The 17,395-nt window shown below is 36.3% G+C and carries 13 protein-coding genes and 1 riboswitch; of the genes, 9 read left to right on the forward strand and 4 right to left on the reverse strand.

The window, feature by feature from the left end:
- Nucleotides 1-460 precede the first annotated feature (460 nt).
- From MWJ95_RS18910 to MWJ95_RS18950, 9 genes are all read left to right on the forward strand, one after another.
- On the forward strand, nt 461-2,488 hold the full coding sequence (locus MWJ95_RS18910; RefSeq protein ID WP_249075821.1) for a diguanylate cyclase domain-containing protein: 2,028 nt from the start codon (nt 461-463) through the stop codon (nt 2,486-2,488).
- A gap of 233 nt (nt 2,489-2,721) precedes the next feature.
- The gene (locus MWJ95_RS18915) at nt 2,722-3,396 is read left to right on the forward strand and encodes a response regulator transcription factor (protein ID WP_249075820.1); all 675 of its coding nucleotides are present in this window, start codon (nt 2,722-2,724) and stop codon (nt 3,394-3,396) included.
- Nucleotides 3,393-4,778 (forward strand): sensor histidine kinase, encoded by a 1,386-nt coding sequence (locus MWJ95_RS18920; protein ID WP_249075819.1) that lies wholly within the window; start codon nt 3,393-3,395, stop codon nt 4,776-4,778. The genes MWJ95_RS18915 and MWJ95_RS18920 overlap by 4 nt, the downstream gene beginning before the upstream one ends.
- Before the next feature lie 230 nt (nt 4,779-5,008).
- Complete coding sequence (locus tag MWJ95_RS18925) at nt 5,009-7,831, forward strand: 2-oxoglutarate dehydrogenase E1 component (protein ID WP_249106948.1); 2,823 nt, start codon at nt 5,009-5,011, stop codon at nt 7,829-7,831.
- Between the two features lie 91 nt (nt 7,832-7,922).
- The gene (gene odhB, locus MWJ95_RS18930) at nt 7,923-9,158 is read left to right on the forward strand and encodes a 2-oxoglutarate dehydrogenase complex dihydrolipoyllysine-residue succinyltransferase (RefSeq protein WP_249106949.1); all 1,236 of its coding nucleotides are present in this window, start codon (nt 7,923-7,925) and stop codon (nt 9,156-9,158) included.
- 1,002 nt (nt 9,159-10,160) lie between these two features.
- Nucleotides 10,161-10,347: riboswitch (Lysine riboswitch) on the forward strand.
- A 116-nt stretch (nt 10,348-10,463) separates the two neighbouring features.
- Complete coding sequence (locus MWJ95_RS18935; protein WP_249106950.1) at nt 10,464-11,330, forward strand: transporter substrate-binding domain-containing protein; 867 nt, start codon at nt 10,464-10,466, stop codon at nt 11,328-11,330.
- Between the two features lie 136 nt (nt 11,331-11,466).
- The gene (locus MWJ95_RS18940; RefSeq protein ID WP_249075815.1) at nt 11,467-12,192 is read left to right on the forward strand and encodes an amino acid ABC transporter permease; all 726 of its coding nucleotides are present in this window, start codon (nt 11,467-11,469) and stop codon (nt 12,190-12,192) included.
- Between the two features lie 12 nt (nt 12,193-12,204).
- Entirely contained in the window at nt 12,205-12,936 is a 732-nt protein-coding gene (locus tag MWJ95_RS18945; RefSeq protein ID WP_249106951.1) for an amino acid ABC transporter ATP-binding protein, read from the forward strand.
- A 306-nt stretch (nt 12,937-13,242) separates the two neighbouring features.
- Nucleotides 13,243-13,440, forward strand: coding sequence for a DUF6501 family protein (locus MWJ95_RS18950; protein ID WP_053485867.1), 198 nt, complete (start codon nt 13,243-13,245; stop codon nt 13,438-13,440).
- A gap of 142 nt (nt 13,441-13,582) precedes the next feature.
- Here MWJ95_RS18950 and MWJ95_RS18955 read toward each other — a convergent pair whose 3' ends face one another.
- The 4 genes from MWJ95_RS18955 to MWJ95_RS18970 form a co-directional block, all read right to left on the reverse strand.
- Nucleotides 13,583-14,650, reverse strand: coding sequence for a toxic anion resistance protein (locus MWJ95_RS18955; RefSeq protein ID WP_249106952.1), 1,068 nt, complete (start codon nt 14,648-14,650; stop codon nt 13,583-13,585).
- Nucleotides 14,647-15,297 carry a 5-bromo-4-chloroindolyl phosphate hydrolysis family protein gene (locus tag MWJ95_RS18960; protein ID WP_249106953.1) on the reverse strand — a complete coding sequence of 217 codons (651 nt, stop codon included), beginning with the start codon at nt 15,295-15,297 and terminating at the stop codon, nt 14,647-14,649. Before MWJ95_RS18960 ends, MWJ95_RS18955 begins: the two co-directional genes overlap by 4 nt.
- 386 nt (nt 15,298-15,683) lie before the next feature.
- Complete coding sequence (locus tag MWJ95_RS18965; RefSeq protein WP_249106954.1) at nt 15,684-16,367, reverse strand: zf-HC2 domain-containing protein; 684 nt, start codon at nt 16,365-16,367, stop codon at nt 15,684-15,686.
- Nucleotides 16,357-16,854: an RNA polymerase sigma factor gene (locus tag MWJ95_RS18970; RefSeq protein WP_249106955.1), complete on the reverse strand. Its 498-nt coding sequence runs from the start codon at nt 16,852-16,854 to the stop codon at nt 16,357-16,359. Before MWJ95_RS18970 ends, MWJ95_RS18965 begins: the two co-directional genes overlap by 11 nt.
- Nucleotides 16,855-17,395: the final 541 nt, after the last annotated feature.

Here is a 17,395-nt window from a genome sequence, read left to right on the forward strand (position 1 = left end):
CTAGACGTTAAAACTATGATATCCATAATCTCCCGCTGTCTTACTGATTTTTCGACCATACCGAAAAATGGCTAGTTTTTTTAATATAATATAACAATCATCCTGCTTTATGCAATCATTTTCCTCGCTCAAACAAAAAATAAGTTTATTAGTCAGCAAATTCCGAAAAATCAATAATTTTATCGATTGTTAAATTATGTTTATTTGTAATATTTAGGAGAAATAAGACTAAAATATCAATTTTGAATGTAAAAACATTTGAATTTTGTTTCTTTAGCATTATGTTATTTCTTTCATAAAGGTAAATTATCAAAAAATAGCCTTAAAAGGATAAAATTTTTCCAATTTAAGGAGGGCGGTTTTTAAAAATTATGTTATAATAGTAGTATTGATTTTTTTGTATAAACAAAAACTATATAAAAATTCTATATTAATATTAACGACTTAAGGGGGTGACAGCATGAAAGATCTTTTAAGCGAAGATTTATTTAATGAATTGTTTATTGGCAAAGATTTTGTCTTTTTAATGAAAAAAGTGGGAGACGATTATCAATATATTCGCTTAAATAAAGCAGCTCGAGATTTGTTATCACATGAGGCGATTGGGAAGATGCTTTCGACCCTTCCTTTAAGTCGTGAAAATATTTCTGTAATTCAAGAAAATTACAATCAAGCAATTACTAAGCATAGTCAAGTTGATTATGTGGATTATGCCTATTATCAATCAGAAGTTCGAAAATACGAAACGTCTGTTCGTCCCTTTGAATATAATGAAGAAAACTATGTCTTAGCCATCACTAAAGAAATTCTCTATGACCGAAGTATCGAGGATAAGTTTTTGTTTCTACGCTCCATGTTTGATCATGCTTTTTTTTCTACGGTCATCTTATCAGCTGATGGGGCTATTTATGAAGTAAATTCCAGCTTCACGGAAGACTTTGCATTAGATACCGAAACGGTTAAACAGCAATTATTCGTTGATCTACCGATTGTTCCTAAAGAGGAAGTAGAGAACATACAAAAGTATTTACAAAAAGCCGCTATGGGCGAAAACATTGGTGAAAAACTTATCAAGCTTCATACACTGGATAAAAAAGAGCGTGTGTATTTAATATCACTATCTCCAGTTATGCAAGGGGATAACTCTTTAGCTATTTTTCTACTTATGAAGGATTGCACACAATTCACTGAACAAAAAGCAGAGTTACGCTCAAAATCTCATGGTTTAGAGGTTTTTAAGGCTGCTCTTAATTCTGCAGCGTCCATTGCTGTGTTGGACAGTAATGCTAATATTCTAGAAGTAAATGATCTATTTTTAAATGCGACTGGTTTTAAGGCAGAAGAGCTAATAGGTCAATCGTATAAATTAATCGAGCCTCGTTACAATACGGAGGTTTTAATACAAATAATTCGTAAAACACTGCAAGCGGGGAAAGTTTGGCGAGGAGAGCTGTGCTACCGTACAAAATTCCATGCTGATTTATGGGTAGAAGCAGCGATCGTTCCATTAAAAGATGAGTTTGGAAAGACAGAACAATATTTATCCATTAACTATGATATTACGGACAAGAAAAGAATGTTAACGGAATTGAAAAATATTGAGCGTACATTTCGTCTTATTACAGAAAATACAAATGATTTGATTGTCATTACAAATGAAGATGGCATCATTATTTATGCCTCGCCGTCCTATCAGATTTTCTTAGGCTACGAAAACGTAGAATTACAAGGTCAGTTTTACAGCACCATTGTTGATGAACAAAGTAAGAATTCATGGCAAACGTTTCTAAATAATTATTCAGGTCAAACGGAAACCCAGTTTGAGTTGCTTTTAAGGGCAAAAGATGGAACGCCTGTTTGGACTGAAGGAAATGTAACGGTTGTTCATGATCCAAAGCGTGAAAAAGTTTCACAAATCATGATGGTATCTCGTGAAATAACACATCGTAAAGAACGTGAGAACGATTTATTATATTTAGCTTATCACGATACGTTAACACAACTACCAAATCGTCGTTTTTTACAAAAGGAATTTCCAAAACTATTGGCAGAAGCGCAAGAACGGAATGAGTGCTTAGCTATGCTCTATATCGATGGGGATGACTTTAAGCATGTTAATGATCAGTACGGCCATGACACGGGGGATGATTTTATCCGAAAGTTTGGCCAAGTTTTAATTACTGCTGTACGTAATCACGATTTAGTTATACGAATGGGTGGCGATGAATTTATTGTCGTCTTAACAGGTTTAACCCGTGATGAAAAAAAGAGAGACACACAGATGATGGATATTATTAATCGCATTCGAAATGAACTAAAAAAAGGTTGGACGATTGAAAGACATCACTTTGCACCAACAGCTTCCATTGGAATAGCTTATTATCCGGATCACGCTCAAACATTAAATGAATTGCTAGAATTAGCAGATCAAGCATTATATAAAGCGAAGGAATTCGGTAAAAATAATTACTATATTACTGACAACTAATTATTTATGTTTCGGCATCATTGCGTCCGTAATTCGATAGGTCAGTTAGCCGTTATCGCACAGTTGTAGCTGACGTTTCGCTTTCGCTACCAAAAACATTGCTTCTAGCAGTTAAAAAAGTCTGTACAAACAAGTATGTGCTTGTAGTACAGACTTTTTGTTTGATGTTATGCTATAACTGTATTTAAGAGGAAACTTCCTCTCATCGTTAATTTAGAATAGAAGGTGAAGAAATGCCTAAAAGAATACTTTTGGTGGAAGATGAGAAGCATATCGCTCGCTTTGTGGAGCTAGAATTAAAACATGAAGGTTACGAAGTATTCGTCGCTTTTGATGGACGCGAAGGACTTGAGCTAGCATCATCTGATAATTTTGACGTGCTGTTATTAGATGTTATGCTTCCAGGAATAAATGGAATTGAAATTTGTCGTCGAATACGCACGCAGTCAAAGGTACCTATTATATTGTTAACGGCACGAGATGCTGTAATGGATCGTGTAGCTGGCTTAGATGCTGGTGCAGATGACTACATAGTAAAACCATTCGCTATCGAGGAACTGCTAGCTAGAATTCGAACTATATTGCGTCGGATCACGCCTGATGAAAAAAAGGGTGAATCATTCCATTTTCGTGATATTGAAATCGATGTAGCGGCCTATGAAGTAATGGTACAAGGAAACAAGCTTGATTTAACGAAAACAGAATATGATTTACTGAAACTATTGATCGAACATAAAAATAAAGTATGTACACGAGAGCTAATTTTAACCTCTGTTTGGGGGTATGATACGGATATAGAGACAAATGTAGTAGATGTATATATTCGGCATTTACGAAATAAACTACCGGGTGATATGAATGCCTATATCGAAACTGTTCGTGGTGTTGGGTACGTGATGCGAGAATGAAAAAACTAAGAGATTATTTAGTCAATCAGTCCTTACAAAGAAAATGGATGCTAACATCTAGTGCTGTTATATTTTTTAGCTATACTATTATTTGTATTGTCGTATATATTTCGCTGCATACATGGCTAATAAATGATGAGCAGAGTAAGATTACACTTACGAGGAATGATTTGGTGTCCTTTTTAGAGTCGGAAGGACCTAGTCTTTCTATACAGCAAATTCAACATAACACGGGTCTTTTAAAGTCCATTGTAGATCGAGATCAAACCGTCCGAATGTTTAATGCAGATGGTATTGAAATTTTAAGCATTAATGAAACTTCGAAAGCAGCGCCGCTAACCGAAGTGCGTGAAATTATAGAAATGAAAATTGATAATAAGGATGCCTTTGTTATTAACGAACCGATAATGCTTGGCTTCTTCAAAGGGTATATTCAAGTTATTCATCCATTATCTAAGTTTCAGTCGCTAATGCATTATTTATTGACGGCCATGCTCATAGCGGGGATTGGGGGATTAGTGTTATCAGCCTCAATTGGCTATTATCTTGCTAATTATTTGACGAAACCGTTGCATGAGTTACGTTCATCTATGAAAACCGTTATGGATAAAGGATTTAATGAACCCATTCAATTATCTTACACGTCTCAAGATGAGATTGGTGATTTATTGAAAATGTACAATGCGATGATGAATGAACTGCAAATCTCATTTACACAGCAACAACAATTTGTAGCGGATGCTTCTCATGAGTTACGGACGCCTATTCAGGCAATTGAAGGACATCTATCCCTTTTAAAAAGATGGGGGAAGGATGATCCGGAAATTCTAGAGGAATCTATTGAAACCTCATTAACGGAAATTGCACGGATGCGTAAAATGATTGAAGAATTACTTGAATTAGCACGTCGTGAAGAAAAGGACATCAAATGTGAGGCTGATGCAGTAGCTGTTATAGAAGCGGTTATAGAGGAAACAAGAATTCTTCATCCAGAAGCTCGAATGACGCTGTCGAAAGATGAAGAAATAGGGCGATTATTTATAACAGAAAATGCACTTAGCCAAATTGTTCGTAATATAATAGAGAATGCAATTCGTTATTGTGAAAAAATTCCTGAGATTCAAATTTCACTATCTGAATTAGGGAAGGAAGTTTTGATTAAAATAGAAGATAATGGAATTGGTATAGCTGAAGAAAACATTCCATTTATCTTTGATCGCTTTTATCGGGTTGATGAGGCGAGAAATCGTCAAATAGGCGGTACAGGCTTAGGGCTAAGTATTACAAAAATGTTACTTGAAAAATACAATAGTTCAGTGGAAGTCAAGAGTGATAAAAATGTTGGAACCGTTTTCTTGATGAAATTCCCGCTGAAAAATTGAGAAAATTACATGCTTTATTTAATTATTTCATCCTTTGAGAATAAAATTGCTTAATTTGCTAAAAAGAGTTGTATTTTTTGTGAAGAGTAGTAAGATTGAGATGGAAAAAACGTTCTTTAAATATTGGATAAGATGTCAAACATCCTTTAAAAGAACGAAGAAATATTATATAATTAATTGTATTTTAATTAATGGAACTGCCGAAAGGCAAAATTTGGAGGTCATTTTTCATGTCGAACAACGTTACAACTGTAAGTTCTCCATGGTCAGCTTTCTCTGGTCCTAACCTAGGATATGTGATGGAGCAATACGACTTATTCTTACAGTCTCCTGAAGAAGTAGAACCGGAGTTAGTATTATTATTCCAACAATTTGGTGCACCAGTAGTAGTAGAAGGTGAAGTAGCTGTAGCTAGTAATGCAGCAGCTCCTGCTGGCGATTACAAGAAAGTGTTAGCAGCTGTGAAATTAGCAGATGCAATCCGTTCAAACGGTCATTTAGCGGCAGATATTTATCCTTTGAAAAACCGTGAACTACAAACAGCTCAAATTGAAGAAAGCGCGTTCAACCTAAGCGCTGCAGATTTAGCTGAAATTCCTGCAGCTGTCTTCTTCAAAGATGTGCCAGCAAACGTGAAAAATGGTAAAGATGCAATCGATTACTTAAAATCTGTTTATACAGGTAAAGTAGCGTTTGAATATAATCACGTAGGAACTACAGAAGAACGTGATTGGATTCAAGCACAAATTGAAACAGGTTCATTTAAACAATCATTAACTTCTAATGAGAAAAAAGCTTTATTAGACCGTTTAACTCGTGTTGAAAACTTCGAGAAGTTTATTCATAAAACTTTTGTAGGTCAAAAACGTTTCTCTGGTGAAGGTTTAGATACTCAAATCGTTCTATTTGATGAAATTTTGAAAACAGTTGAAGCAAATAACGTGGAAAAAGTACGTATTGGTATGGCTCACCGTGGTCGTTTAAACGTGTTAACACACATTTTAAATAAACCATACGATATGATGTTCTCTGACTTTGCACATGTATCTAATGATTTATTTATCCCAGAAGACGGCCGCCTTGAAATTACAAAAGGCTGGACTGGTGATGTTAAGTACCATATGGGTGCTTCATATATGCGTGAATCTGGTATGAATGTAAAGCTAGCTTACAACCCATCTCACTTAGAAGTAGGGAATCCTGTTGTTTTAGGTACTGCACGTGCAGCACAAGATGACACTTCTAAACCAGGGCAAGCTATTCATGACCGCACAAAAGGATTAGGTATTCTTGTGCATGGTGACGCTGCATTCCCAGGTCAAGGGATCGTAACAGAAGTATTAAACTTTGCAAAAACTGAGGGGTTCACTACTGGTGGTACAATCCACATCATTGCTAACAACATGATTGGATTTACAACTGAATTACAAGACTCTCGCTCTTCTGTTTACTCTTCTGACCCTGCAAAAGGTTATGAAGTACCAGTTGTGCATGTAAATGCAGATAGCCCTGAGTCTGTAGCTTTAGTAGGACGCTTTGCAGCTAACTACCGTCAAAAATTCGGTAAAGATATCATCGTTGACCTTATCGGTTACCGTCGTCATGGTCATAATGAAACGGATGATCCAACTGTAACAAACCCTGAAACATATAAATTAGTTTCTAAACATGAACCAGTTCGCGCTTTATACGGTGCTCAATTAGCAGCTGAAGGCGTAGTTTCTGCTGAAGAAGTAGCAGCTTTAGATAAAGCTATTTATGCAGAGATGCAAGCAGCTTATGATCATGTGAAAGAAATGGCAGACAAAGATGAGCATAAGCATCCAGAAATGCCTGAAGAATTAAAAGTAGAATTCCCACAAATTGATACAGCAGTTGGTGCGGAACGTCTAGAAAAAATTAATGAAGAGCTTTTAGTGTTTGAAGAAAACTTCGAACCACAGAAAAAACTTGGTAAAATTTTAGAAAAACGCCGTGATGCATTTGCTTCTGCAAAAATCGACTGGGGTCATGCAGAAACTTTAGCATATGCAACGATTATTCAAGATGGCACTCCAGTACGTTTTACAGGTCAAGATGCACAACGTGGTACGTTCTCTCAACGTCACTTAGTGTTACATGACAAAAACAATGGTAAGTTATTCACACCACTTCACCATATTTCAGGTGCAAATGCATCATTTACAGTACACAACTCTCCACTTACAGAAGCTGGGGTAGTAGGCTTTGAATATGGTTACAATTTAGAAAATGATCATGTGCTATCAGTTTGGGAAGCTCAATTTGGTGACTTTGCTAACATGGCACAAGTTATGTTCGATAACTTTATTTCAGGTGCACGTGCTAAATGGGGTCAAAAATCTGGTTTAGTTATTCTTTTACCACATGGCTATGAAGGTCAAGGACCAGAACACTCTTCAAGCCGTATGGAACGTTACTTACAAATGTCAGCTGAAAATAACTGGTTCGTAGCGAACTGCTCAAACGCAGGTAACTACTACCACTTATTACGTCGTCAAGCAGCATTATTAGGAACTGAAGGTGTTCGTCCACTTGTAGTGGTTTCACCTAAGTACTTACTTCGTCACCCATTAGCTGCAGCGAACGCTGAACAATTGGCAAATGGCTCATTCCAAGAAGTAATTGAGCAACCAGGTCTAGGTTCGAAACCAGAAGCTGTAGAACGTATTGTATTAGGTACAGGTAAAGTAATGATCGACATTGCAGACCGCATTAAAGACGGTGAAGGCTTCGATCACTTACACATTATTCGTGTAGAACAACTTTACCCATTCCCAAAAGAGCAAGTTGCTGATATCATTGCTAAGTATCCTAATGTAAAAGAAATCGTTTGGGTACAAGAAGAACCTAAAAACCAAGGTTCTTGGAATTATGCATTAGAAACATTACACGAACTTTCAGAAGGTAAAAAACTACGTTATGTAGGTCGACCTGCAATGAGTTCGACTTCTGAAGGTGATGCAGATTCTCATAAAGCAGCTCAAGCAGCACTTGTAGAAGAAGCAGTTGCTGAGCCTTTAAAAGTTAAATAATCACATATTAATTAATGAGAGCCGGGCTACTTGCTAAGGCGGTAGCCCTTCTAATGTGCACAATGCACGTTTATTAAAGGAGGAAATGAAAGTGGCTGAAATTAAAGTCCCTGAATTAGCAGAATCGATTACAGAAGGTAGTATCGCACAGTGGGTAAAAAAAGTGGGCGATCGCGTTGAAAAAGGTGAATTCATCGTTGAACTTGAAACAGATAAAGTAAACGCTGAAATCATTTCTGAAGAAGCGGGAGTTTTAACTCAAATTTTAGCTGAAGAAGGCGATACTGTACTAGTAGGTCAAGTAATCGCAGTTGTAGAAGCTGGCGAAGGCGCAGCACCTGCTCCGGCAGCTCCAGTTGAGGCAGCACCAGTTCCAGCAGCACCACAAGCGGCACCTGCACCTGTTGCAGCAGCACCAGTTGTAGAAGAAACTACTGGTGAGCGTGTAATCGCATCTCCAGCAGCTCGTAAACTTGCTCGTGAAAAAGGTATTGACCTTGCTGCTGTATCTCCAGTAGATCCACAAGGCCGCGTTCGTGTACAAGACGTAGCAGCTCATGGTACAGCTCCAGTTGCAGCACCACAAGCAGCTCCAGCAGCACCGAAAGCAGTTGCAGCAGTTGATGAATCACGTGTGACAGTTGAAAAAATGAGCCGTCGCCGTCAAACAATTGCAAAACGCTTACTTGAAGTAAAACAATCTACAGCAATGTTAACAACATTTAACGAAGTAGATATGACAAACGTAATGGCTTTACGTTCTCGTAAAAAAGACCAATTCTTCGAGTCAACTGGCTCAAAACTTGGTTTCATGTCATTCTTCACAAAAGCTGTAGTTGCAGCACTTAAAAAATACCCATATGTTAACGCACAAATCGTGGGTGATGAAATTCACTTAAACAACTTCTTTGATATCGGTGTAGCTGTATCAACAGAAGAAGGTTTAGTAGTACCAGTTGTACGTGATGCTGACCGTAAAAACTTTGCAGAAATTGAAGATTCAATTGCAGACCTAGCGAAAAAAGCACGCGATAAAAAATTAGGTTTAGCAGATCTTTCAGGTGGCTCATTCACAATTACAAATGGTGGGGTATTCGGTTCATTAATGTCTACACCTATCATGAATGGTACACAAGCTGCTATCCTTGGTATGCACACTATCAAAAAACGTCCAGTTGAAGTGAATGGTGAAGTAGAAATTCGCCCAATGATGTACTTAGCACTTTCTTATGACCACCGTATTATCGATGGTAAAGATTCTGTAGGCTTCCTTAAAACTGTTAAAGAATTACTTGAAAACCCAGAAGATTTATTATTAAATTCTTAATTCCTGGGCTTATAAAAACCTTGCGAACATTGTTTCGCAGGGTTTTTTATCTTTTTATGGATCAATTTATAAAGAAGTGATGGATAAAAGAACCGAAGCGACGGAAACAGCACTTAGAACGAAGGAAAGAAGAGTCAAAGTGACGGATAAAACAATCGAAGCGACGGAAAGATTGACCGGAACGACGGAACGGACACAAAGCGACGGAAACAGCAGCAAGAACGACGGAAAAAAGAGTTAAAGCGACGGATAGAACAGCCGAAGCGACGGAAAGATTGGCCGGAACGACGAACAGGCACGAAGCGATGAAAAGAAAAGTCAAAGCGACGGATAAAACAGCCGAAGTGACGGAAAGATTGGCCGGAACGACGGAACTGATACGAAGCGACGGAAACAGCAGTAAGAACGACGGAAAGAAGAGCCAAAGCGATGGATAAAACAGCCGAAGCGACGGAAAGATTGGCCGGAACGAGGAACTGATACGAAGCAACGGAAACAGCACTTAGAACGACGGAAAGAAGAGTCAAAGTGACGGATAAAACAATCGAAGCGACGGAAAGATTGACCGGAACGATGGAACGGACACAAAGCGACAGAAACAGCAGCAAGAACGACGGAAAAAAGAGTTAAAGCGACGGATAGAACAGCCGAAGCGACGGAAAGATTGGCCGGAACGACGAACAGGCACGAAGCGACGGAAAGATTGATCGGAACGACGGAAAGAAAAGTCAAAGCGACGGATAAAACAGCCGAAGTGACGGAAAGATTGGCCGGAACGACTTGAACAGGCACGAAGCGACGACATACGCTTTTATTGAAATCTCATGGCTAAGCGGAGTCATCATTTTCAACATTGTAAGAGTGTATATTTGGCTATAAAATAGATAAAAAACCCTAATATTGTAATTAGTCTGAAAAGTAATAAAATTATCTTGACGAATAAGTTACTTTTATAGTAGTATCTTAATATCAATTAAATAAACAAACCTCACATTTATCCTATTGTGAGGTAGAGGCGCGGTATTTATTAGTTCATTGTTGAGTACAAGCAAGCGAAGACGCAATGAAGAAGGAACTATCGCCGAAGTATAAAAGGAGCTCGTACTTTTATGCTGGGTCTGCAGTGAATAAGTGCAGGACTGTCCTAGTGAATTATTTTCCAGGTTTACTAGGTTGTGCTATCTCGGAATGATGGAATTATAGTGAGGATTTGGGCAACTGTTAAAAAAAGTAAGACCTAAGTTCAGTACTTAGGTCTTTTTTTGTACAGTTGTCTTATTTTTTTATAGAAAAGGGGAATATTTGATGAAAAGAAAATTGTTAGTATTTATGTTGGCCGTAATGACCGCAATTTTGCTCGCAGCTTGTGGTACGAGTGACAAGAAGGATACGACATCATCTAGTAAAGGCACTGCAAGTACTGATACAAAAGAGGGTGGCGTTCAATTCCGTATTGGGATGGAAGCAGGTTATGCTCCGTTTAACTGGACGCAGCAAGATGATGCAAATGGCGCAGTAAAAATTGCCGATAATGCAGAATATGCAGGTGGCTATGATGTACAAATGGCCAAAAAAATAGCGGAGGGCTTAGGAAAAGAATTAGTGATCGTAAAATTAGAATGGGATGGTTTAGTACCAGCTCTACAATCAAATAAAATCGATGCAATCATTGCTGGTATGTCACCTACCGATAAGCGTAAGCAAACAATCGACTTCACAGAAAACTACTATACATCTGATTTTGTCATGGTTATTAAAAAAGGAAGCAAATATGAAAAAGCAACATCCATCCAAGATTTCTCTGGAGCTAAAATCACATCACAATTAAATACTTCTAACTACACAGTTATTGATCAAATCAAAGGTGTAAAAAAACAAACTGCAATGGATAACTTCCCAGCTATGCGTGTAGCTTTAGAAGCTGGAAAAATTGACGGCTATGTAGCAGAACGTCCAGAAGGTATTTCGGCTGCTGCTGCAAATGATAAATTTACGTATGTAAAGTTTGAAAAAGGCTTCAAGACAGATATTTCAAATACATCAATCGCAGTTGGTGTACGCAAAGGTGATGCAGATCTTGAAAAAATCAATGACATCTTAAAAGGTATTTCAGAAGATGAGCGCCAAAAAATTATGGAAGAAGCCATTAACCAACAACCAGCAGCTCAATAACATAAACTTACATGCACGGGCTATTTGCTAGTCCGTGCAATCACAAAATCTCTCAAAATATTTAATAATGTCTTAGCTAAAAGTTTCATAAGATACTGTAACAAACAAGCAACACGACGTGGTTAGGAGGAACATCATGAGTCTTGAATGGATTATTTCTATTGTTGAGAACAACTGGCAAATGTTTTTACGAGGTACTTATTATACATTACTTATTTCAATTAGTAGTACAATTATTGGTGCACTTATCGGATTTTTCATTGGAATTATGCATACCATCAAAGTTCGTAAAAAGGGTGTAAAATTTTATTGCTTAAAACTCATTAATTTTATACTTACTTGCTATGTCGAATTCTTCCGTGGTACACCAATGATTGTACAAGCAATGGTTGTATTTTTCGGATTAGATATAGCATTTGGTATTGATATGCATTTTATTACAGCAGGTATTTTAGTGGTTTCACTCAATACGGGTGCTTATATGGCAGAAATCGTGCGTGGCGGTATTGTTTCCATTGATCAAGGGCAGTACGAGGCTGCATCGGCCATTGGTATGAATCATGTTCAAATCATGCTACATGTTGTTTTACCACAAGTTGCCCGAAATATATTGCCGGCAACAGGTAACCAATTAATTATGAACATTAAAGATACAGCCGTTTTAAACGTTATTGGAGTTACAGAATTATTTTTCCAAACAAAGTCAATTGCAGGGAATAACTTTCGTTATTTTGAATCCTTCTTTATAGCTTGTGTTCTTTATTTCATCATGACATTCACAGCATCAAGAATTTTACTGTATATTGAAAAACGACTGGATGGACCAGATGCCTATCAAAAAGAACAGAGAGAAGCAATATAGGGGGACGAGTAAATGACAGTTATTAAAATAGAGCACTTAAGTAAATCATTTGGTCGTAACGAAGTGTTAAAGGATGTAAATTTTCAAGTAGAAAAAGGCGAGGTTGTGTGCTTGATCGGTTCTTCAGGATCTGGTAAATCAACATTATTACGCTGCATTAATTTACTGGAAACCCCAAGTGGCGGCCAAATTATATATAAAGGTGAAAACATTTTAGATGAAAAGCATAATATCCAGGAATATCGTACACATTTAGGTATGGTATTTCAACAATTTAACTTATTCAACAATCATAATGTGCTTAAAAATTGCACAGTTGGTCAAATGAAAGTTTTAAAGCGTTCGAAGGTTGAAGCAGAGGAAGTTGCTTTAAAATATTTGCAAATTGTAGGTATGGATCAATACGTTAGTGCAAAGCCACGACAACTTTCTGGTGGTCAAAAACAGCGGGTAGCGATTGCGCGAGCATTGTCCATGAGCCCGGAAGTCATGCTGTTTGATGAACCGACGTCAGCCCTTGATCCAGAAATGGTAGGTGAAGTGTTGAAAGTAATGCGTCAGCTAGCTGATGCCGGGAATACAATGTTAATTGTTACACATGAAATGGAATTTGCTAAAGAAGTAGCAGATCGTGTCGTCTTTATGGATAAAGGTGTTATTGTAGAGGAAGGGTCACCTGCACAGGTTTTAATCAACCCTCAACATGAACGGACAAAAGAATTTTTAAAACGAACATTAAAATAACTTGCAACTAGCAATCAAAAAAAGTGAGTCCAAATTAATGGGCTCACTTATTTTCTAGAATTCCATTCTGCGTATAAAATAAAGCAAATTGCAAAGGCAACGGCCAGTATAAAAAACCATTGCGGTACACCACCAAAGCTCATATATTAACACCTCTAGTAATTTTTTATGAAGGATATGGGTATAAAACGGATAGTTCTGGAGAAAATATGGTCTTCTATGGTTTTTTTCTCCACAAGCGTACAAAAATATTATAAAATAAGTTGTAGACATTACATAGTGCTAGTAAAGAGAGGTAGAGAGATTATGTTACATTTAAAATGGAAAGATGCACCGACAGTACGCACAGTTACTTGCAAGCATACAAATGCATCAAAATATTTAGTTTCAAACGTATTAACAGTAGGGAAACAATATGATGTAAAAAATGAAACAGAAGAATTCATTTTTATTATCGATAACACTGGTAATATTGGTGGTTACTATAAAGATTATTTCGAATGAAAAAGCTGTCATGAAGATAAACAATACGTCCCGGTGTTGAATAGTACTGGCACAATTAATTCATTCCTTTAGTCGATATGAATAAAAATAAAGGGTGGTTCAGATGATTTCTGAGCCACCCTTAATTGTTGGAAAAACAGAATCATGATCGCTTTGTATTCTTTAATTCAGCTACTTCTTGCAGATGCTGTTTTTCTTGTTCGGTAGCTGTATGAAGAGCAAAGACGTCTTTAATTGCTGTTTTAAGCTCATGCTGTGTTTCTCTAAATTTTGATACTTGTTGTTCAAAGGAAGGGCTTGTGAAACGATCGTTTGTACGAGATAATCGTTCTTCAAGTTGCGCGTAGTGATGATCCATGTGCATAGATAACATCATAGCTAATTGATTTTTCCAAAGTGGAATAAGGGTGACGATAGAAAATTCAATTTTTTCAGCTAGTGTTTGGTTGGACTGCTGAATCATGCGTATTTGTGGCGCGGTTTGTAAGGCAACCTGTTGCGATACTTGTAAGTCATAAATACGTTGATCTAGACGTTCAATTTGAGCGGCAAAGTCATTAAGCTGTTGGATAGCTAGTGGCTGTTTGTTTGCCTGTACATGCATCACTTTTTCAGGAAGCTCCACCTCAATAGCTTGTTGCTTCTTCATTTGACCTGCTGCAATGGCAGTCGCTAACTCTTCAAAAAATCCTCTATTATGTCCATAAAGTCCTTCTAGCATTTCTATATCTTTTATCATTTGCAGCTGGGCACGTTCAAGCTGAACACCAATTCGCTCTACTTGGATACTAATACGTTCAAACTCCGTTAATGTTTGCTTCACAGTAGGTTCAATTTTTCCAAACATTTTTTTTAAAAAGGACTGTTTTTTTGGCTCTAATGCGTTAGGATCTACACGATCTAACGTTTGCATTAAAGAGTCTAGCATTTGACCGATTTTTGAGACGTCTTTCTGTTTTACTTGTGCAAGCATTCGATCGGCAAATTGAGATACTGATCGTTGTGAATCTTGCCCTAAAGACAGGATTGACTCGAAGTTTGTCAGGTCGAGCTGACTGGCAAATAGAAGTGCACGACTTTGTGCAAGAGGCGATAGCGTTTCATACGTCGCCATCGCCTCATTATTTGTAGTTGTTTCTAAATAAGATTGCACAAGGGGGGAAACACCTTGTAGTGTATTTAATTGAAATGCGTGTTCATTTGCTGTCACTTATCATCGCCTCGCCATTCCAATCGTTTTTTTCGTCTACTATTGGAGCGATTCGCAAATTCGATTTCCATTTGAAGATGGTCGATATCGTTGGAAAGCGCATCCTTTAAATCAACCTGAATCGTATCATTTAAATCAGTAAGTGTTTCTCGTGTCTGTGATAATGTAATTTGAATTTCCTTATCCTTCACAGGCTGCCTCGATAACATCGTATATTTATCTGTTAATTCTACAGCAGAAGGGAGGTGTGCATAAAAAAACTGTTCTACATTATAAAATTTTTGCGGATCTGTTTTAACAATTTTTACGATATTTTTTGAAATTCGTGTCATTTCGAGCAATTGCTTAAATGCAGAAACAGAACGTACACGTAAGTAGTTTTGACTTAATGTTTGTATGTGTTTATTGGCTGCTTTTAGTTGTGTTTCAATATGTTTGTATTCTTCTTTTGTTATACCTACTAATTGCATGAATTTCTTTTTCTGTCTATATTTCAACACTGCAGTACTCGCAGCGTATGTTCCAGCAAACAATAATCCACCAAGGAAGAATCCTGGATTTGCTGCTATGGCTGTAATAGAAACAGTAGAGAGAGAAATTAAGAAGCTAGCGGTATGTCTAGAGAAAAACTTTCCGACACTAAGCATGTTTCTTCCTCCTAGCATTTAAATATGTCTATATTCTTATACGAAATAATCGACATAAAGTTTCAATGAAAAATGAAACCTTACATAAATTTTACTGCTATTTGTAAAGTTTCTCAATGATATTACATTAGAACAAGAAATTCCTTTGCTTTTATTTAGGAAGAAAAGAAGTCAGATCTTGCTATTACATCTATAATGGCCAATTGCCGATCTTCACAATGTGATTAGCGCATTCTTCACAAGTGGTAGGTCAAACATTAGTATTGTTTTTTCATCTGTTGTTGATTCCTCGCCATCAGTTTTCTTGCTAAAAATAATAAGCGTATTCGAGAGTTTATTCTCAAAATACGCTTACATAATTAATCGTTAATGATCCTAATGCTTCCTTAATCGACGTTCTTGAATTTATAGAGATCTTTTAATTTTATTTCTTCGGTATTATTTTTAAATTGAATTGTTATCTTGTCCGCATCCGTTAATTGTTTTTTTTCGCCGTTGTTGAGTAATAAAGTATTTTCATCTAAGAAAGTGTAAGTGATGTTAACACCGTCTTTATAGGACATTGCTACTTCAGAAAATAAATTCAGTTTTTTATCGACTAAAATATTCCAATTTTCATAAATGATAATATCATCTGTATAATTATTATTCCTTGAATTTTTCACAGCTAAAAGGTATCGGTTGTTACTTTTCGTTTGGTATGTCAAGGTAACTGTTGTTCCATTTTGTTGAATGTTTTTTTCCACATTATTTTCATCTGCTATCCACATATGGACAAAAAGAAAATAATAACTCATAGATAAAATAATAAAGAAAGCAAGTAAGGATCCTGCGACCATAAAAATTTTTCTTCTATTTTTAGAACGCACCTTTTTAAAATAATCAATATTTTCCTTTTCCTTATTATGTACATGTGTATTATCTACAAAAAGACCTTCTTGCATTTCCGTTACATATTTTTTGCATTCTTCACATTCCATCATATGTTTTTCCATCTGTCTAGTAGTTTCTTCGCTAGTCAACTTTTCTATATAGCTGGGTACTAAATCTTTAAAAATATTATGGTTCATATCTGATAACATCCTTTCTTAATTCTTGTTTTGCACGATAAAAAGTAACTCTTGCCCAATTTTCAGTTTTTCCAACAATGGAGCCGATTTCCTTAAAAGAAAGATCACCTAATAACCGTAAGTAGAGTATTTCACGCTTTTTTTCACTAAGTTGATGAGCTTGCTTAAAAAAATTTACCTTATCTTCATTTCTAAAAAACTCTTCTTCTAAGTTGGAGGTTAATGTTTTCATATCATTTAATGACTCTGTTAGTTGATGTCTTTTTTTATCATGATTCAATTCTTGTAACCAAACATTTTTTGCGATAGAACATAGCCATGTAGAAAATTTCACAGTTCCATCATCATGAAATTTGTGTATAGACTTAATCGCTTGATAGAATGTCTCCTGAGTTAACTCTTCAGCAATTTGATGTTTATTAGTTAAAGTCAATAAATATCTAAAAACAAAATCCCCGTATTCTTGGTATATATTATTTTTATTCACAGTTTACCTCCCTTCAAATGAAATTAGATTACTTTAAATAGCTTGAAAAACCCCAAATAAAGTTCGGTCGGTTGATCAATATAAGAAAACGGCATGTTTTTAAGTCAAGCTACTTAAAAAGTTAATCATTCATATATCCAAAATTTCATTGATTCGTTACAGTTTTTATAAAAATTCTTTACCTTTTTGTCTCTATCAAGTCTACTTAATTTTTTCCTACGAATAATCATTCGGTTCATTGAAATAAAATACCCATCTATCAGCATAATAGATAGATGGGTATTAACAACTAAAGATTCTACTTATTGAATTTAAGTTTCAGTAATAAAAACGGCCTTAAGCATTTTGGTAATTTGCTAACATAATCATTGGGCGGCAAACCCCAACTCTTCTGATTTTAAATTCATCCTGTCTATCATCATTTTAGTATTATTTGAAATGTATTCCATCTAGAATATATATAAATCAAATAGTAATACCTTTTGTTATATTTTTCAAATGGTGACACATCATCCCGTTAACATAATGATTGGTATAGGAG

Origin of the sequence: Lysinibacillus sp. Bpr_S20 (assembly GCF_023337835.1) — a bacterium.
GTDB lineage: Bacteria > Bacillota > Bacilli > Bacillales_A > Planococcaceae > Lysinibacillus.

Excerpts from the sequence above, each read along its gene's own strand:
- MWJ95_RS18945 (WP_249106951.1), top strand. The coding sequence starts at position 12,205 with ATGACAGTTATTAAAATAGAGCACTTAAGTAAATCATTTGGTCGTAAC.
- MWJ95_RS18915 (WP_249075820.1), top strand. The coding sequence starts at position 2,722 with ATGCCTAAAAGAATACTTTTGGTGGAAGATGAGAAGCATATCGCTCGC.
- MWJ95_RS18940 (WP_249075815.1), top strand. The coding sequence starts at position 11,467 with ATGAGTCTTGAATGGATTATTTCTATTGTTGAGAACAACTGGCAAATG.
- MWJ95_RS18910 (WP_249075821.1), top strand. The coding sequence starts at position 461 with ATGAAAGATCTTTTAAGCGAAGATTTATTTAATGAATTGTTTATTGGC.
- MWJ95_RS18965 (WP_249106954.1), bottom strand. The coding sequence starts at position 16,367 with ATGAACCATAATATTTTTAAAGATTTAGTACCCAGCTATATAGAAAAG.
- MWJ95_RS18960 (WP_249106953.1), bottom strand. The coding sequence starts at position 15,297 with ATGCTTAGTGTCGGAAAGTTTTTCTCTAGACATACCGCTAGCTTCTTA.
- MWJ95_RS18950 (WP_053485867.1), top strand. The coding sequence starts at position 13,243 with ATGTTACATTTAAAATGGAAAGATGCACCGACAGTACGCACAGTTACT.
- MWJ95_RS18920 (WP_249075819.1), top strand. The coding sequence starts at position 3,393 with ATGAAAAAACTAAGAGATTATTTAGTCAATCAGTCCTTACAAAGAAAA.
- MWJ95_RS18925 (WP_249106948.1), top strand. The coding sequence starts at position 5,009 with ATGTCGAACAACGTTACAACTGTAAGTTCTCCATGGTCAGCTTTCTCT.
- MWJ95_RS18935 (WP_249106950.1), top strand. The coding sequence starts at position 10,464 with ATGAAAAGAAAATTGTTAGTATTTATGTTGGCCGTAATGACCGCAATT.